This window comes from Photorhabdus laumondii subsp. laumondii, from assembly GCF_003343245.1.
Lineage (GTDB): Bacteria > Pseudomonadota > Gammaproteobacteria > Enterobacterales > Enterobacteriaceae > Photorhabdus > Photorhabdus laumondii.
In genome coordinates this window covers 1670156-1686065 of the sequence record NZ_CP024901.1, presented here as the reverse complement: position 1 = coordinate 1686065, position 15910 = coordinate 1670156, and the positions used below count along the sequence as shown (strand labels likewise).

The following is a 15910-nucleotide window of genomic DNA, read 5'->3' as shown; positions in this document are numbered from 1 at the left end:
GGTTTTTTTGTTTTTATCTATTCACGTTCTAATCCATTGAATCAGGACAAAATAAACTTATAATCAACGGCTGTTAGTTTAGAGATAGTGTTCTGACCGTGTATCTACTACGCAAGTTTTCTTAAGCCCTGGCTGAAGTACAGGTGGTGCTGATTCAGTGCCTCAGTCAGAGCGCGTTACTCTTCAACTAACACTGATGAGAACCCAGCCAGACAGGCAGTGTAAAGGCAATGGCTGGGTAAATCGCGCTCCCTAACAGGAGCAAAACGGATGAAAGCATTCAAAGCCTTTATTGATACTGCTATCATCGTTCTCAAAGCATTAGTTGCGCTTTTAGAATTGATCCGCGCATTTCTGAAATAGATAACGGAAACGTAGCTAAGGTCATCGGATTAACCATCCGATGGCCTTTAATATTCATATCGGGCCAGCGCTCACGCGCCGTTGTCTCGCTTCGCTCGGCTCGAACCTGCGACCCATTGATTAAAAATCAACTGCTCTACCGACTGAGCTAACGACCCATCTATAAGGGAACTACTCTGAATATCTTTTGGAGTGGTGGGTCGTACAGGATGACTCGGCCTTCGAGGTTTTCTTCACTTCGTTCGGTGACTACTGGTTTCGTTTGGCAGGCTTTGTTAAATAACCGGATCTGTAGTACGACTAAAGGTATGGAATAAATTTGTAAGTCATGCTGGCAATTTTAGAATTATAAGAGTACCTTGTACTCTAGGATAAAGGAGGTTTTCCAGTGAGTCATGCGATAGAGTTTATCGAAACTAGTATGTTTACCCGACAGATAAAAGAGATTGCCACTGATGATGAACTTAAAGAACTGCAACGAGAGCTTATCGAGTCACCAGATAAAGGTGATCTAATACGTGGTACTGGGGGTTACGTAAAATCAGAATGGCTATAGGCTCACAAGGAAAAAATGGTAGTGCCAGAGTTATTTATCTTCTAGCGACTGAAGATATTATCTATCTGGTGATGGCTTATCCGAAAAGTAAAAAAGATAGCTTAACGGATGCCGAGAAAGCAGAACTGAAAAAACTAACAAAATTACTAAAAGATGAGGTGTAATATGAGTTTTTTTGACGAATTAAAAGCATCCCTAGAAGAAGCAGTTGAAATTAAACAAGGTAATAAAGCCGCAGCGCGTGTAACCCGATACGAAGTTACCGACGTTAAAGCTATCCGTGCTCAACTTAACATTTCACAGACAGAGATGGCGGAGGCTTTAGGCACTAGCCTTGATACAATTAAAAGCTGGGAGCAGAAGCGTCGAAATCCGACAGGACTAGCGGCAAAGGTGTTAGCTATCATCCAAGAAAACCCTAGTTTCTATAAAGCCCTGGCGACGCATTGATTAGCCGGTGTGTCGTACAAGTATTAAAGTTACCTACCACATCTCGGTTCTACCTGTTTCCAAGAGGCCATAGTTTGAGTGTTCTCATTGTTTGTGACTTCTTTTGCTGCGGGCCAGCGCTCACGCGCTGTTGTCTCGCTTCGCTCGGCTCGAACCTGCGACCAATTGATTAAAAGCCAACTGTTCTTACTCTACCGGCTGAGCTAACGACCCATCTATAGGGGGAACTATTCTGGATATCTTTTGGAGTGGTGGGTCGTGCAGGATTCGAACCTGCGACCAATTGATTAAAAGTCAACTGCTCTACCGACTGAGCTAACGACCCATCTATAGGAGAACTACTCTGAATATCTTTTGGAGTGGTGGGTCGTGCAGGATTCGAACCTGCGACCAATTGATTAAAAGTCAACTGCTCTACCGACTGAGCTAACGACCCGCACCAAAGATATGTGATACCGCCTGAAACAATCTTAATGAAGTGGTGGGCGATACCAGATTCGAACTGATGACCCCCTCCTTGTAAGGGAGATGCTCTACCAACTGAGCTAATCGCCCACTTCATGATGACTATTACTGCTTCTATACCACTGAATTTATGATTGGTGGGCGATACCAGATTCGAACTGATGACCCCCTCCTTGTAAGGGAGATGCTCTACCAACTGAGCTAATCGCCCAATCATAAAATCATTCTTATCACAACGAGATGGTGGGCGATACCAGATTCGAACTGATGACCCCCTCCTTGTAAGGGAGATGCTCTACCAACTGAGCTAATCGCCCCGTCGTGATGGAGTCGCATTATAGGGATAGTTCAGAGTGAGTCAACGCTTTTTCTAGAGAAAAATATCGTTCGTCTCAAAATTAAACAAGGGTGAGATAATTATCGTCACTATAGGGTGCAGTTTAGACAAATACACTGACTTTCCTCAATAACTTCCCGTTAACAGCATTGAGGAATTAAGGTGCAGTGATAAAATGACCCCCACTTTTATTACTTTAAATCACCAATAACGTTCATTGAAAAGTGAAACGTAATTAAGGCAATCCCCGATGAGTAAAATTAAAACCCGTTTCGCACCAAGCCCAACTGGCTATCTCCATGTTGGTGGTGCTCGTACCGCACTTTATTCCTGGCTGTATAGCCGCCATAACAAAGGCGAATTTGTATTGCGTATCGAAGATACTGACCTTGAACGCTCAACTCAGGAAGCTATCAATGCCATTATGGACGGTATGAACTGGTTAAATCTGAATTGGGATGAAGGCCCTTATTATCAGACGAAACGTTTTGATCGTTATAATCAGGCAATTGATCAAATGCTAGAACAAGGCAATGCCTATCGCTGCTATTGTTCTAAAGAACATCTGGAAGCGTTGCGGGAAACTCAAATGGCAAATGGCGAGAAACCGCGTTATGACGGCCGTTGCCGTGATAATCCATGTCAACATGACCCAGCTCAACCCCATGTTGTCCGTTTCCGCAATCCACAGGAAGGTTCTGTTATTTTTAATGATCAGATCCGAGGCCCAATTGAGTTCAGCAATCAGGAACTTGATGATCTGATTATCCGTCGTACCGATGGCTCGCCAACGTATAATTTCTGTGTTGTTATCGATGACTGGGATATGGAGATCACCCATGTCATCCGCGGTGAAGACCATATCAATAATACACCTCGCCAAATCAATATTCTGAAAGCACTCGGCGCTCCCGTGCCAGAATATGCACACGTTTCGATGATCCTCGGTGATGACGGTAAAAAATTATCCAAACGTCACGGTGCAGTGAGCGTTATGCAATACCGTGATGATGGCTACCTGCCAGAAGCACTGCTGAATTATTTGGTGCGTTTGGGTTGGTCGCACGGTGATCAAGAAATTTTCAGCATTGAAGAAATGACTGAGCTGTTCAGCCTGGATGCTATCAATAAATCCGCCAGCGCATTCAATACAGAAAAACTGCAATGGCTGAATCATCACTATATTAATACCCTGCCTCCAGAGAAAGTTGCCGTTCATCTAGCATGGCATATTGAGCAACAAGGTATTGATTCCCGTAATGGCCCACAGTTGGTTGATCTAATTAAATTACTGGGCGAACGCTGTAAGACGCTGAAAGAGATGGCGGAATCCTGCCGCTACTTCTATGAAGATTTTGCTGAATTTGATGCCGATGCGGCGAAGAAACATTTGCGCCCAGTTGCCCGTCAACCTCTTGAAGTTGTCCATGCAAAGCTGGCTTCAATTACTGATTGGACACCAGAAAATGTGCATCATGCCATTCAATCCACCGCTGATGAGCTAGAAGTCGGTATGGGTAAAGTGGGTATGCCATTGCGTGTTGCGGCTACCGGTGCGGGTCAATCCCCAGGTGTGGATGTCACTATTCACGCTATCGGGCAACCCCGTACTCTCTCCCGTATTAATCAAGCGCTAGAGTTCATTGCTCAACGTGAAACTCAATCTTAATTAATGCACCCAAGGCATCACTTATCACATTGTGATGCCTTTTTGTTCTCAGAAAATCTCATTTAATTGCTCCCTTTTTATCACTTTATCAAACACTCTCTATACCCTATGGATTTCAAGATGCATCGCGACGGCAAGGGAGCGAATCCCCGGGAGCATGGATAACGATGTGACCGGGGTGAGTGAGTGCAGCCAACAAAGAGGCAACTTGAAAGATGACCGGTATATTTCACTTCAACCCATTGCTCAGCCTCTATTTTGTTAATTGATCATAAAATTGATGGCTTTTTCAACGCTTGTTGTGAGAATGATGAGTTAGCCGTTGACAGTATTTGCAGGGTTTCATATTATGCGCCCCGTTCCATTAATTTTGATTGGGGCTATAGCTCAGCTGGGAGAGCGCTTGCATGGCATGCAAGAGGTCAGCGGTTCGATCCCGCTTAGCTCCACCAAATCCTTTATATTGAAATAAGGTATTTGGTCCTAAATTAGGAAATACCACACTCGTGGGGCTATAGCTCAGCTGGGAGAGCGCTTGCATGGCATGCAAGAGGTCAGCGGTTCGATCCCGCTTAGCTCCACCAAAATTATCAGGCCCTGAAAGCCATGCTTTCAGGGCATTTTGGTCATTACCCTATCTAACCACCATTATCGGTTGAAAAAACGCCAACCTTGGCTAGCCTTTTTTCAATGGCTTCACCAACGAATCTAGTCCCTCTAGTTTTATTGCTAAAGTCATTTCCATCAGCGCACCCAATTTACCTTGTGGAAATTCACCCTTACGAGCGAACCACAATAAATACTCTTCCGGTAAGTCAATGAGCATACGCCCTTTGTATTTACCGAACGGCATTGCAGTATTAGCAATTTCTATCAGGTTCTCTTTTTCCATAATTTGCACATCGATAAGGAGAAATAGGTGAAAGGGAATCTGCACCATCCATGATGCAATATTCCACGATAAAACGTTATCTTTTACAGTAACAAACCTGCAATAGCCGCAGACAAGAAACTGACAAGCGTTGAACCAAACAGTAGTTTCAAACCAAAGCGGGAAACGACATTACCCTGTTTCTCATTCAAGCCTTTAATCGCCCCTGCCACAATCCCAATGGAAGAGAAGTTAGCAAAAGAAACCAAGAATACCGACAAAATGCCCTGTGAACGAGGAGAAAGTTCTGTCACAATTGATTGTAAGCTGTGCATCGCCACAAATTCGTTAGCAACCAATTTAGTTGCCATGATGCTACCAACCTTCGATGCTTCATCTGTGGGAATCCCAATCACCCAAGCAAATGGATAAAATACGTAGCCGAGCATTTCCTGAAAGCTCTTCTCAAACACCATGCTGAACAACGCATTAACCGCCGCAATCAGGGCAATGAAACCAATCAACATAGCAGCGACAATGAGGGCCACTTTGAAACCTGCCAAAATATATTCACCTAGCATTTCGAAAAAGCTTTGACCTTCGTGAAGATTGCTCATCTGAATATCTTCTTCACTGTCAACAGCATACGGATTAATCAATGATAGGATGATAAAGGTACTGAACATATTAAGCACCAATGCCGCTACAACATATTTAGGCGCTAAAATTGTCATGTAAGCACCAACGATTGACATAGAAACCGTTGACATTGCAGTCGCCGCCATCGTATACATACGACGCTCTGACATTTTTCCCAGTACATCTTTATAAGCAATAAAGTTTTCAGACTGCCCAAGTATCAAAGAACTGACTGCGTTAAATGATTCCAGTTTACCCATACCGTTGACTTTGGACAGCAGAGTACCAATAACCCGGATGATGATTGGCAATAGCTTGATATGCTGCAAAATACCAATCAGCGCAGAAATAAAGATAATCGGACACAATACATTCAGAAAGAAGAATGCCAGTTTTGCATCCATCATGCCGCCAAAAATGAATTCAGTCCCTTCACCCGCATATTTCAGTAAATGCTCAAACAAACCAGCAAATCCCATGACAAATTCCTGACCAATACCAGAATTCAGGAAAAACCAAGCCAAGATAAGTTCAATAACAAGCAATTGAATAACATAGCGAGGACGAATACTTTTACGGTCACTACTCGCCAAAATAGCAAGGCCGCCAATGACAATCAAAGCTAAAAAGAAATGCAGGATTTGAGACATATCACACTCCAAACACGATAGAAAGCGAGTTTTTATCAACGCATTCTATGTAATAAAAGGCGAGCAAAAAAGTATATACCCGTTATCTTTCAAGTTGCCTCTTTGTTGGCGGCACTCTCTCACCCCGGTCACATCGTTATCTATGCTCTCGGGGATTCACTCCCTTGCCGTCGCGATCCATCTTGAAATCCATAGAGTATAGATATCACATTAGACTGAAATAATTCTTGCTGTAAACCTTTACTTAATGAGTCTGACCACATTTTTAGCTGAATCGTATAAAATAAACTTTAAAAACACCTTATCGCACATAACTGATTATTGAGAAAAGCTCTCAATAATCAGCATGTAAACAAAAAGTTATTCACCCAATAAACGGATCATTTCTTCTTCATCAATAACCGGAATATTTAACTCATTCGCTTTAGCTAATTTTGAACCAGCGGCTTCACCCGCAATCACTAAATCTGTTTTCTTAGAAACGCTGCCCGTCACCTTTGCCCCAAGTGCAACAAGTTTAGCTTTGGCTTCATCCCGGGATAACTGATGCAAGGAGCCTGTCAGTACAACTGTTTTACCCGAAAATGGGCTATCAATCTTCTCAGCTCTCGTTACGACGACCGGTTCCCAGTTGATACCAATATCATCAATCAGATCGTCAATAACTGTTTGGTTATGAGGTTCAATGAAGAAGTTAACAACATGTTTCGCCACCACTTCGCCAACATCCTGAACCTCTTTCAATGCTTCCTCATCAGCAGAACGTAATTTATCCAGTTCGCCAAAGTGAGCAGCCAGATTAGCAGCGGTCGCTTCCCCAACTTCACGGATACCCAATGCATAAAGAAAACGGGCAAAGGTGGTTTTTTTTGCTTTTTCCAACGCATCTACTACATTCTGGGCAGATTTCGGCCCCATGCGATCAAGCCCGGTCAATTTACCTGCCGTCAGCCTGAAAAGATCTGCCGGGGTTTTGACATACTCTTTATCCACTAGCTGATCGATAATCTTTTCTCCCATGCCGTCAACATCCATCGCCCGACGGGAAACAAAATGCCTAAGCGCTTCTTTACGCTGAGCACCACACACCAATCCCCCCGTACAACGCGCGACAGCTTCCCCTTCAATCCTTTCAATATCTGCCCCACATACCGGGCAATGTTCAGGGAAAACAACTACATTACTGTCCTGTGGCCTTCTCTCTTCCAAAACACCGACAACTTGTGGAATCACATCACCGGCACGGCGGATAATAACCGTATCGCCAATCCGCAAACCTAAACGTTCAATCTCATCCGCATTGTGCAATGTTGCATTACTGACAATGACACCAGAGACCTGTACTGGCTCCAGACGTGCTACCGGTGTGATTGCACCAGTACGACCAACCTGAAACTCAACATCACGAACAATCGTCATTTGCTCCTGAGCAGGAAATTTGAATGCTGTGGCCCAACGTGGCGCCCGGGCAACAAAGCCCAATATTTCCTGCAATTCCAGCGAATTGATTTTGACAACAACACCATCGATATCAAACCCCAATGCGGAACGCTGGTTTACAATATCATGATAAAAATCAATAACCTGTTGACTATCGGTACAAACTTTAACTTTATCGCTGACCGGCAATCCCCATTTCTTAAACTGTATCAATCGTTCGTAATGACTGGCGGGTAACTCTCCCCCCTCCAATATACCAACACCATAACAGAAGAAAGCCAATGGACGTTTAGCCGTAATACGGGGATCGAGCTGACGTAAAGAGCCAGCCGCCGCATTACGTGGGTTAGCAAATACTTTTGCACCCGTGCGGCGAGCTTCCTCATTCAGTTTCTCAAACCCTTTTTGCGGCATGAAAACTTCACCGCGAATTTCAATACGAGCTGGAATATTTTCGCCGAATAGACGCAGTGGAATTGCGCCGATAGTCCGTATATTTGATGTAATATTTTCCCCTGTTGTACCATCACCACGAGTTGCAGCCCGTACCAATTCACCATTTTCATACAACAGGCTGACCGCCAAACCATCCAGTTTCAGCTCACAGCACACCACTAAATCCTGGGTCTCTTTCAGGCGGTCACGCACCCGCTTATCAAACGCCAGATAACTCTCTTCATCAAATACGTTATCCAATGACAACATAGGAATTTCATGGCGGACCTGTTCAAAAGCCGCCAGAGGAGCAGCGCCAATCCGCTGCGTTGGTGAATCCGATGTAATCAACTCAGGGTATTGTTCTTCAAGATCCTGCAATTCCTGCATTAACCGATCATATTCTGCATCAGGGATTTCTGGTGCATCCATGACGTGATACAGATATTCATGATGACGCAGTGTTGTTCTGAGCTTTTCTATTTGTTGAGCAGTTGATTTCATGATTTATAACCAGCGATAAAAAGCCCCCGACTGGCGGGGGCTTGAACATTCGATAAATTGATTATACCTGAACACCAAGTGTGCTGCGAATACGTGCCTTATACAATTCGATTTTTTGCGGTGTCAGCATTTTTCGCTCATCATCAAGCACCACACCCCCAACATCAGAAGCAATACGCTGGGCCGCCTGCAACATCAGTTTAAAATTCTGACTAGATTCTCCGTAAGAAGGGACCATCATAAATATGGAAACCCCTGGAGTCGTAAAATCAACCATTGTTTCAGGATTAAATGAACCCGGTTTCACCATATTTGCCAAACTAAACAGGACCGGGCCGCTACCTGATGGGTTCACGTGACGATGAAAAATCTGCATTTCCCCAAACTGGAAGCCAGATTGTAGAATACTTTGCAGCAAGGACTCACCATTCAATTCCTGGCCGTGGTGTGCTGCTACGTGAAGAACCAAAACAATTTCTTTCACTTTGGTCTGAGCTTCTTTTTCGCCAGCCGCCTCCTGAGATTTTTCTTCAATCGCAGATCCGTTTCTTTCAGACTCATTCTGCTCTTCAAATTCAAACAGACCGAGTTGGGGTTCCTGCTCTTCTATAGCTGCCCTTCTCGCTGTCGTTTCAGGCTGACGGCCCGTCAGCAACGGATCATCGCTTTCTTCAGGCGTTGCAGCATCAATTTCAGTCAATTTTTGCTGACGACGCTCGATAGCTGGCTCAGCTTTATACTCCTGATGAGATTTCACCTGCTTATGGGCATAAGGCTTTTGCTGATTGTCGAACGCTTCATCATCACTGTCATCGACGAAACTATTCTGACGATCATGTTTATGACGTTTAACTGGGCGATCACGAAAAAGCGAAGAACGCTCTTTACGGCTGGTCCACAACCCATGTAACAGCAAAGCTATTATTGCTATCGCACCAACAATGATTAATATCAGACGCAAATCCTGCATCATTGCTATCTCTGTTGTTTAATTAAGTATGCCACCACGGCGGAATATTTTCTGTATTAACTGTATTTGTCAAATAACACAAGTGCAAGCTTATACACACTTTTCTTATCAGAAAAATGCCTAATAAGCCTCTTTTGCATTTTTTTTATACAGAACAATACTAGTCAGTCGAAAATCCTGCCTATATGATAGCGTTTCAATCACACAGGAGAGAATAGGAAGTATGCTGAATTTGACAAAATCGCCAAAAAATTTGAGCGGCTTTCAGTATTTGGTGCAAGGTTGCAAATTAATTACTCGCCCAGGCATTAAAAGATTTGTCTTATTGCCTTTGTTGGCAAATGTTTTGTTTCTCGGTGGCTCATTTTGGTGGCTCTACCAAAAACTGGAGAATTGGCTCCCTTGGATAGTGAGCAAAGTACCAGATTGGATGCAATGGCTCAGTTATATTTTATGGCCGCTGGCCGTGATCTCTGTTTTGCTGATTTTTACTTACTTCTTCAGCACAATAGCGAATTTTATCGCAGCGCCATTCAATGGCTTGCTGGCAGAGAAACTGGAAGCGGATTTAACAGGAATCCCCGCACCGGATACCGGCGTTATCGCACTCTTCAAAGATGTTCCACGTATCCTGAAACGGGAATTAGTCAAGCTGCGCTACTATATTCCACGCGCTCTGATCTTGTTGCTACTCTATTTTATTCCTGTTATCGGCCAGACTGCCGCACCTGTGCTCTGGTTTATTTTCAGTGCATGGATGTTATCGATTCAGTATTGTGATTACCCCTTTGATAACCATAAAGTCAGTTTTCCAACAATGCGTAGTGCCCTTCGCCAAAACAAAATAATTAATCTGCAATTTGGCGCAACAGTGAATATTTTAACCATGATACCCATTGTCAATTTGGTCATTATGCCTATTGCCGTATGCGCAGCGACGGCAATGTGGGTCGATCGCTATCGAGATCAACACGCTCCTCGTATTATGCCGTGATATTCATTTAAGGTATCCTTTTAGACAATAAAAATATATTTAAGTTATATTTCCATTAACCGGTTGTTGGCGTATTGTTGATCGGATATCACTAAAGGGAGTTGAAAGACGAGTATGAATAAAATTTACGAAGATAATTCTTTGACTATTGGTCGTACCCCGTTAATTCGCCTAAAACACTTTGGCAATGGGCGTATTCTGGCAAAAGTAGAATCCCGTAACCCAAGTTTTAGTGTAAAATGTCGCATTGGTTCCAACATGATTTGGGATGCTGAAAAACACGGTATCCTACAACCCGGGAAAGAGTTGGTAGAACCTACCAGCGGTAATACCGGGATAGCCCTTGCTTATGTTGCCGCCGCTCGGGGCTACAAATTAACGCTGACTATGCCAGAAACCATGAGTATTGAGCGCCGCAAGCTATTGAAAGCATTGGGAGCGCAACTGGTGCTGACGGAAGGCGCTAAAGGTATGAAGGGTGCCATTGAGAAAGCTAACGAGATTAAAGCTAGCGATCCCGATCGTTATATTATCCTGCAACAGTTTAGCAATCCGGCAAACCCGGAAATCCATGAAAAAACCACAGGCCCGGAAATCTGGGAAGACACAGACGGTGAAGTAGATGTATTTGTTACCGGTGTAGGGACTGGCGGTACATTAACAGGGGTTGCCCGTTACCTGAAAAACACCAAAGGTAAAAATATCACCACGGTTGCTGTAGAGCCGGAAGAATCACCCGTCATCAGCCAGACTCTGGCCGGTGAAGAAGTGAAACCGGGTCCCCATAAGATTCAAGGTATTGGTGCAGGTTTCATTCCAGATAACCTTGATTTGACACTGGTTGATCGCGTTTTCAAAATCAGCAGTGAGGAAGCTATCAAAACCGCACGTGAAATCATGGTAAAAGAGGGCATTCTGGCAGGTATCTCCTCTGGAGCCGCCGTTGCAGCAGCGGTGAAACTTTCTCAGGAACCAGAATATAAAGATAAAAATATCGTCGTCATTCTGGCTTCATCAGGTGAACGTTATCTAAGCAGTGTACTGTTTGCTGACTTGTCTGATGAATAAAAGTTTTTAAGTAAGTTACTTAGATTTATTGATAAAAAAGCACCTGAATGGTGCTTTTTCTGTGTGGTAGATCAAACTTTTACACTTTGCCAGATGATTTCTTACAATGGGTCTAGTATTTAACCAATAATAATTATTTCGATGCTCGAAATTAATTAGCAGAAGTAGTAGTTTCAGTTAAGTAGTTCCGCGATCTATCTTTACTTCAAACTATCAATCAGAAGCATCGGAAAGAACAATTTTTCTGATAATGAATAAAAATTTTTATTACATTATCAACCTGAGAGCCTATCTCAGTAGACGTCGTTAGTGCTGTTCATTCTTAACCAGTAAAAGTGAATACAGACAGCACACATGACCCGGAACTTACGGGCCGTACTAAAGAACGTTCAAGAGCTATTTATCGCTTTTGCCAGAACATTACTCAGTTCGCTCTTTAGGTAAATAAAATCGTCTTAAATGGGATAGGCAGTGAATAAACACTCAAGTTAAAATTTGTCCATGACAAGTTCTTAACTTACATAGCAAAAATCTAAGTTATTGAGGAAACGTTATGTTCCAGCAAGAAGTCACTATTACTGCACCAAATGGCCTACACACCCGTCCCGCTGCACAGTTTGTTAAAGAAGCCAAAAGTTTCGCCTCCGACATTACTCTGACTTCCGGTGGTAAAACTGCCAGTGCCAAAAGCCTATTTAAGCTACAAACTTTGGGACTCACTCAAGGCACTGTAGTGACCATTTCTGCTGAAGGTGAAGATGAGCAAAAAGCAATCGAGCATCTGGTTAAGTTGATGGCAGAACTGGAATAACTTTCCATTAACCGTAAAGCCAGTCAAGATTTAGAGATTGTGAATAGACAGGTATTCACTTAGCCGTTCCTCATCCCCGGATAAACTTTTATCTGGGGATATCAGTTTAAATGCATGCCCTAAAACAGCAGACCATCTGTGGGCTGGCTCTTTAAAGAATAATTATTAGTAGTTAGGTAACATCATGATTTCAGGCATATTAGTATCACCAGGCATTGCTTTCGGTAAAGCACTATTACTGAAAGAAGACTCAATCATTATCAATCAGAAAAAAATTAGCCAAGAGCAAATCGAACAAGAAATTTCCTATTTCAAGCAAGGTCGTGAAAAAGCCTCATCTCAGCTAGAAATCATCAAGAACATAGCAGCAAAAAACCTCGGAGAAGAAAAAGCTGAAATCTTCGAAGGGCATATCATGCTATTGGAAGATGAAGAACTTGAGCAAGAAATTATTGCGTTAATCAAAAACGATTTAAAAACCTCAGATGCCGCGGTTTATTCTGTTATTGAAACCCAGGCCCAAGCCCTTGAAGAATTAGATGATGAATACCTGAAAGAACGTGCCACAGACGTGCGTGATATCGGGAAACGCTTGCTGAAAAACATTCTCGGTATACCCATTGTTGATCTTGGCTCCATTTCAGAAGAAGTCATTCTGGTTGCCAACGATTTGACTCCATCTGAAACCGCACAACTCAATCTGGAAAAAGTACTCGGCTTTATTACCGATTTAGGTGGCCGAACTTCCCACACGTCAATCATGGCCCGCTCTCTTGAACTGCCAGCGATCGTGGGTACCACTCAAGCGACGACGACAATCCAGAATGGTGATTACCTAATTCTGGACGCAGTAAATAACCATATTTACATCAACCCGTCTGATGCAGAAATTGAACAGCTTAAAAAGACCAAAAACGAATATCTGTCAGAAAAAGCTGAACTTGCAAAGTTGAAAGATCTCCCGGCAATGACTCTTGATGGTCATCAAGTTGAAGTCTGTGCCAATATCGGTACCGTCCGTGATGTGATCGGCGCTGAACGTAATGGTGCCGAAGGTGTCGGTTTATACCGTACAGAATTTCTGTTTATGGATCGTGATGCACTGCCAACAGAAGAAGAACAATTCCAAGCTTATAAAGCCGTGGCCGAAGCAATAGGCAGCCAAGCGGTTATTATACGTACGATGGATATCGGTGGTGATAAAAATCTGCCCTATATGAATCTACCGAAAGAAGAGAATCCATTCCTTGGTTGGCGTGCAATTCGTATTTGCCTTGATCGAAAAGAGATCTTACATTCTCAGTTACGTGCTATCTTACGTGCATCTGCTTTCGGTAAATTACGTATTATGTTTCCAATGATTATTTCTGTAGAAGAAGTACAAGAGCTGAAAGTAGAACTTGAATTGCTGAAAGGCCAGCTTCGCGAAGAAGGTAAAAAATTCGATGAAGCAATCGAAGTGGGAGTGATGATAGAAACACCAGCTTCAGCAGTTATTGCTCATCACCTGGCAAAAGAAGTTGACTTTTTCAGTATTGGGACAAACGATCTAACTCAGTATACTCTAGCTGTAGACCGCGGTAACGAGTTGATTTCTCATCTTTATAACCCGATGCTACCAGCAGTATTGAGCCTGATTAAGCAAACCATCGATGCTTCACACGCTGAAGGTAAATGGACGGGGATGTGTGGCGAGCTTGCAGGTGATGAACGTGCTACCTTGTTGCTATTAGGCATGGGGCTGGATGAGTTTAGTATGAGTGCGATTTCTATTCCCCGCATCAAGAAAATCATTCGTAATACGCGTTACGAAGATGCAAAAGCGCTAGCTGAGCAAGCCCTTTCTCAGTCTACCGCTAAGGGGTTGATAGCATTGGTTGATACCTTCATCAAAGAAAAAACACTTTGCTAACAATATCGGTTAAAACGCGGTCCAGTATAAACAATTAGGAGAAGATTCATGGGTCTGTTTGATAAACTGAAATCTCTAGTTTCAGATGATAAAAAAAACAGCGGCACTATTGAAATTATCGCACCTTTATCTGGTGAGATTGTCAATATTGAAGATGTTCCAGATGTTGTCTTCGCCGAGAAAATTGTCGGCGACGGTATCGCTATAAAACCTGCCGGCAACAAGATAGTTGCACCAGTTGATGGAACCATCGGCAAAATATTTGAAACCAACCATGCATTTTCTATCGAATCGGACAGCGGTATTGAGCTATTTGTCCATTTTGGTATTGATACGGTTGAGCTTAAAGGTGAAGGCTTTAAACGTATTGCTGAAGAAGGTCAGCGTGTACAAAAAGGTGATTTAGTTTTGGAATTCGATCTTAAATTCCTTGAAGAGAGAGCAAAATCGACCCTGACACCTGTTGTTATTTCCAACATGGATGAAATTAAAGAGTTATCCAAGTTGAGTGGTTCTGTCACTGTTGGTGAAACACCCATTATGCGTATTAAAAAGTAGCAACATTTTAACTGTTACAATTCCATTTTCATATTAAAAAACGGCCGACAATCACGGCTGTTTTTTTATCCCTTATATTCAATTAATATCGTTTTCTATTTATACCCGTTATCCTTCAAGTTGCCTCTTTGTTGGCTGCACTCACTCACCCCGGTCACATAGTTGCCTATGCTTCCGGGGATTCACTCCCTTGCCGTCGCGATGCAGTCTTGAAATCCATAGGGTATAAATATATAACCTGATTAATTAAATACTCCGGTAGAAAGATATCTATCACCACGATCGCAAATAATGGTAACAATAACAGAACCTGGATTTTGTGCTGCAATACTTAATGCTCCAGCAACAGCACCGCCGGAACTAACTCCACAGAAAATCCCTTCTTTCTGAGCTAATAAACGCATGGTATCTTCAGCTTCTTTCTGAGTGATATCCAGCACTTGATCAACTAGCTCCTTGCGGAAAATGCCAGGCAAATAAGCCGGCGACCAACGGCGAATACCGGGAATATGGCTATTCTCCGCCGGTTGTAAGCCAATAATCTGTACACGATTAGACTGGCTTTTTAAATAGCGGCTAACACCGGTAATGGTTCCCGTCGTTCCCATACTGGAAACAAAATGTGTAATACGCCCTTGCGTCTGCTGCCAAATTTCCGGCCCTGTCGTCGTAAAATGCGCTAAAGGATTATCTGGGTTATTGAATTGATCAAGAACTTTACCTTCACCATTACGCTCCATTTGCTGAGCTAAATCACGTGCACCTTCCATGCCCATTGCTCTACTCACTAAAATCAGTTCTGCACCATAAGCTCGCATAGAAGCCTGACGCTCAAGGCTCATATTATCAGGCATCAGTAATTTAAGGTGATAACCTTTCACTGCGGCAATCATTGCTAACGCAATACCCGTATTTCCGCTAGTGGCTTCAATTAATACGTCACCGGGAGAAATTTCACCGCGCAATTCAGCTTGCTGAATCATTGATAGCGCTGTTCTGTCCTTTATCGAGCCTGCCGGATTATTACCTTCAAGCTTCACCCATATTTCCCCCCCTAGCTTATCGGTGATTCGTTGTAATTTTACCAGCGGGGTGTTACCTATAAAATGTTCCAAGCTTGCCACAGCTATTACCCAAATTTTATTTAATAGAAAAGCGAAATAACCATATTCAGGAATATATCGCAAGACTTTAAATAAAAAATGCCCATCCCTGACG

At 43.1% G+C, this 15910-nt stretch carries 13 protein-coding genes, 8 tRNA genes, 1 other RNA gene and 1 pseudogene; 11 read left to right on the top strand and 12 right to left on the bottom strand.

Annotation, left to right across the window (positions count from 1 at the left end; genetic code table 11):
- The first annotated feature begins 270 nt into the window (after window positions 1-270).
- On the top strand, window positions 271-363 hold the full coding sequence (gene dinQ, locus PluTT01m_RS27870; RefSeq protein ID WP_272482622.1) for a damage-inducible type I toxin DinQ: 93 nt from the start codon (window positions 271-273) through the stop codon (window positions 361-363).
- An 85-nt stretch (window positions 364-448) separates the two neighbouring features.
- On the opposite strand, the gene PluTT01m_RS07280 is transcribed toward dinQ, so the two are convergent.
- Window positions 449-518 (bottom strand) — tRNA-Lys (locus PluTT01m_RS07280).
- Window positions 519-751: 233 nt separating this feature from the next.
- On the opposite strand from PluTT01m_RS07280, the pseudogene PluTT01m_RS07275 reads away from it, so the two are divergent.
- Window positions 752-1083, top strand: a pseudogene (locus tag PluTT01m_RS07275) (type II toxin-antitoxin system RelE/ParE family toxin).
- Window position 1084: 1 nt separating this feature from the next.
- Window positions 1085-1369: a NadS family protein gene (nadS, locus tag PluTT01m_RS07270; RefSeq protein WP_011145710.1), complete on the top strand. Its 285-nt coding sequence runs from the start codon at window positions 1085-1087 to the stop codon at window positions 1367-1369.
- Between the two features lie 71 nt (window positions 1370-1440).
- On the opposite strand, the gene PluTT01m_RS07265 is transcribed toward nadS, so the two are convergent.
- The 6 genes from PluTT01m_RS07265 to PluTT01m_RS07240 form a co-directional block, all read right to left on the bottom strand.
- Window positions 1441-1560: non-coding RNA, RtT sRNA (locus PluTT01m_RS07265), on the bottom strand.
- 58 nt (window positions 1561-1618) lie between these two features.
- A tRNA-Lys gene (locus PluTT01m_RS07260) sits at window positions 1619-1694 on the bottom strand.
- A 35-nt stretch (window positions 1695-1729) separates the two neighbouring features.
- Window positions 1730-1805 (bottom strand) — tRNA-Lys (locus tag PluTT01m_RS07255).
- A gap of 43 nt (window positions 1806-1848) precedes the next feature.
- Window positions 1849-1924 (bottom strand) — tRNA-Val (locus PluTT01m_RS07250).
- A gap of 45 nt (window positions 1925-1969) precedes the next feature.
- A tRNA-Val gene (locus PluTT01m_RS07245) sits at window positions 1970-2045 on the bottom strand.
- 30 nt (window positions 2046-2075) lie between these two features.
- Window positions 2076-2151 (bottom strand) — tRNA-Val (locus PluTT01m_RS07240).
- A gap of 270 nt (window positions 2152-2421) precedes the next feature.
- Here PluTT01m_RS07240 and gltX point away from each other — a divergent pair.
- From gltX to PluTT01m_RS07225, 3 genes are all read left to right on the top strand, one after another.
- The gene (gene gltX, locus PluTT01m_RS07235) at window positions 2422-3840 is read left to right on the top strand and encodes a glutamate--tRNA ligase (protein ID WP_011145709.1); all 1419 of its coding nucleotides are present in this window, start codon (window positions 2422-2424) and stop codon (window positions 3838-3840) included.
- A 376-nt stretch (window positions 3841-4216) separates the two neighbouring features.
- Window positions 4217-4292: transfer RNA gene (locus PluTT01m_RS07230), tRNA-Ala, on the top strand.
- Between the two features lie 56 nt (window positions 4293-4348).
- Window positions 4349-4424: transfer RNA gene (locus PluTT01m_RS07225), tRNA-Ala, on the top strand.
- 92 nt (window positions 4425-4516) lie between these two features.
- Here the strand turns inward: PluTT01m_RS07225 and PluTT01m_RS07220 are convergent.
- From PluTT01m_RS07220 to zipA, 4 genes are all read right to left on the bottom strand, one after another.
- On the bottom strand, window positions 4517-4732 hold the full coding sequence (locus PluTT01m_RS07220) for a DUF3820 family protein (RefSeq protein WP_011145708.1): 216 nt from the start codon (window positions 4730-4732) through the stop codon (window positions 4517-4519).
- A gap of 83 nt (window positions 4733-4815) precedes the next feature.
- Window positions 4816-6000, bottom strand: a complete 1185-nt coding sequence (locus PluTT01m_RS07215) for a NupC/NupG family nucleoside CNT transporter (protein WP_011145707.1) — start codon at window positions 5998-6000, stop codon at window positions 4816-4818.
- A 360-nt stretch (window positions 6001-6360) separates the two neighbouring features.
- Window positions 6361-8379, bottom strand: coding sequence for an NAD-dependent DNA ligase LigA (gene ligA / locus PluTT01m_RS07210; RefSeq protein WP_011145706.1), 2019 nt, complete (start codon window positions 8377-8379; stop codon window positions 6361-6363).
- 61 nt (window positions 8380-8440) lie between these two features.
- On the bottom strand, window positions 8441-9352 hold the full coding sequence (zipA, locus tag PluTT01m_RS07205) for a cell division protein ZipA (RefSeq protein WP_011145705.1): 912 nt from the start codon (window positions 9350-9352) through the stop codon (window positions 8441-8443).
- Between the two features lie 220 nt (window positions 9353-9572).
- On the opposite strand from zipA, the gene cysZ reads away from it, so the two are divergent.
- From cysZ to crr, 5 genes are all read left to right on the top strand, one after another.
- Window positions 9573-10343: a sulfate transporter CysZ gene (cysZ, locus tag PluTT01m_RS07200; protein ID WP_011145704.1), complete on the top strand. Its 771-nt coding sequence runs from the start codon at window positions 9573-9575 to the stop codon at window positions 10341-10343.
- A gap of 114 nt (window positions 10344-10457) precedes the next feature.
- Complete coding sequence (gene cysK / locus PluTT01m_RS07195) at window positions 10458-11411, top strand: cysteine synthase A (RefSeq protein WP_011145703.1); 954 nt, start codon at window positions 10458-10460, stop codon at window positions 11409-11411.
- Window positions 11412-11964: 553 nt separating this feature from the next.
- Window positions 11965-12222 (top strand): phosphocarrier protein Hpr, encoded by a 258-nt coding sequence (ptsH, locus tag PluTT01m_RS07190; RefSeq protein ID WP_011145702.1) that lies wholly within the window; start codon window positions 11965-11967, stop codon window positions 12220-12222.
- A gap of 184 nt (window positions 12223-12406) precedes the next feature.
- Window positions 12407-14134 (top strand): phosphoenolpyruvate-protein phosphotransferase PtsI, encoded by a 1728-nt coding sequence (gene ptsI / locus PluTT01m_RS07185; protein WP_011145701.1) that lies wholly within the window; start codon window positions 12407-12409, stop codon window positions 14132-14134.
- 48 nt (window positions 14135-14182) lie between these two features.
- Window positions 14183-14692, top strand: coding sequence for a PTS glucose transporter subunit IIA (gene crr, locus PluTT01m_RS07180; RefSeq protein WP_011145700.1), 510 nt, complete (start codon window positions 14183-14185; stop codon window positions 14690-14692).
- A 242-nt stretch (window positions 14693-14934) separates the two neighbouring features.
- On the opposite strand, the gene cysM is transcribed toward crr, so the two are convergent.
- Complete coding sequence (gene cysM, locus PluTT01m_RS07175) at window positions 14935-15816, bottom strand: cysteine synthase CysM (protein ID WP_011145699.1); 882 nt, start codon at window positions 15814-15816, stop codon at window positions 14935-14937.
- Between the last annotated feature and the right edge of the window lie 94 nt (window positions 15817-15910).

Bases quoted from the DNA above. Each gene is read 5' to 3' on its own strand.
- PluTT01m_RS07220 (WP_011145708.1), bottom strand. From the start codon at position 4,732: ATGGAAAAAGAGAACCTGATAGAAATTGCTAATACTGCAATGCCGTTC.
- ptsH (WP_011145702.1), top strand. From the start codon at position 11,965: ATGTTCCAGCAAGAAGTCACTATTACTGCACCAAATGGCCTACACACC.
- PluTT01m_RS07215 (WP_011145707.1), bottom strand. From the start codon at position 6,000: ATGTCTCAAATCCTGCATTTCTTTTTAGCTTTGATTGTCATTGGCGGC.
- nadS (WP_011145710.1), top strand. From the start codon at position 1,085: ATGAGTTTTTTTGACGAATTAAAAGCATCCCTAGAAGAAGCAGTTGAA.
- zipA (WP_011145705.1), bottom strand. From the start codon at position 9,352: ATGATGCAGGATTTGCGTCTGATATTAATCATTGTTGGTGCGATAGCA.
- dinQ (WP_272482622.1), top strand. From the start codon at position 271: ATGAAAGCATTCAAAGCCTTTATTGATACTGCTATCATCGTTCTCAAA.
- cysZ (WP_011145704.1), top strand. From the start codon at position 9,573: ATGCTGAATTTGACAAAATCGCCAAAAAATTTGAGCGGCTTTCAGTAT.
- gltX (WP_011145709.1), top strand. From the start codon at position 2,422: ATGAGTAAAATTAAAACCCGTTTCGCACCAAGCCCAACTGGCTATCTC.
- cysK (WP_011145703.1), top strand. From the start codon at position 10,458: ATGAATAAAATTTACGAAGATAATTCTTTGACTATTGGTCGTACCCCG.
- ptsI (WP_011145701.1), top strand. From the start codon at position 12,407: ATGATTTCAGGCATATTAGTATCACCAGGCATTGCTTTCGGTAAAGCA.
- ligA (WP_011145706.1), bottom strand. From the start codon at position 8,379: ATGAAATCAACTGCTCAACAAATAGAAAAGCTCAGAACAACACTGCGT.
- crr (WP_011145700.1), top strand. From the start codon at position 14,183: ATGGGTCTGTTTGATAAACTGAAATCTCTAGTTTCAGATGATAAAAAA.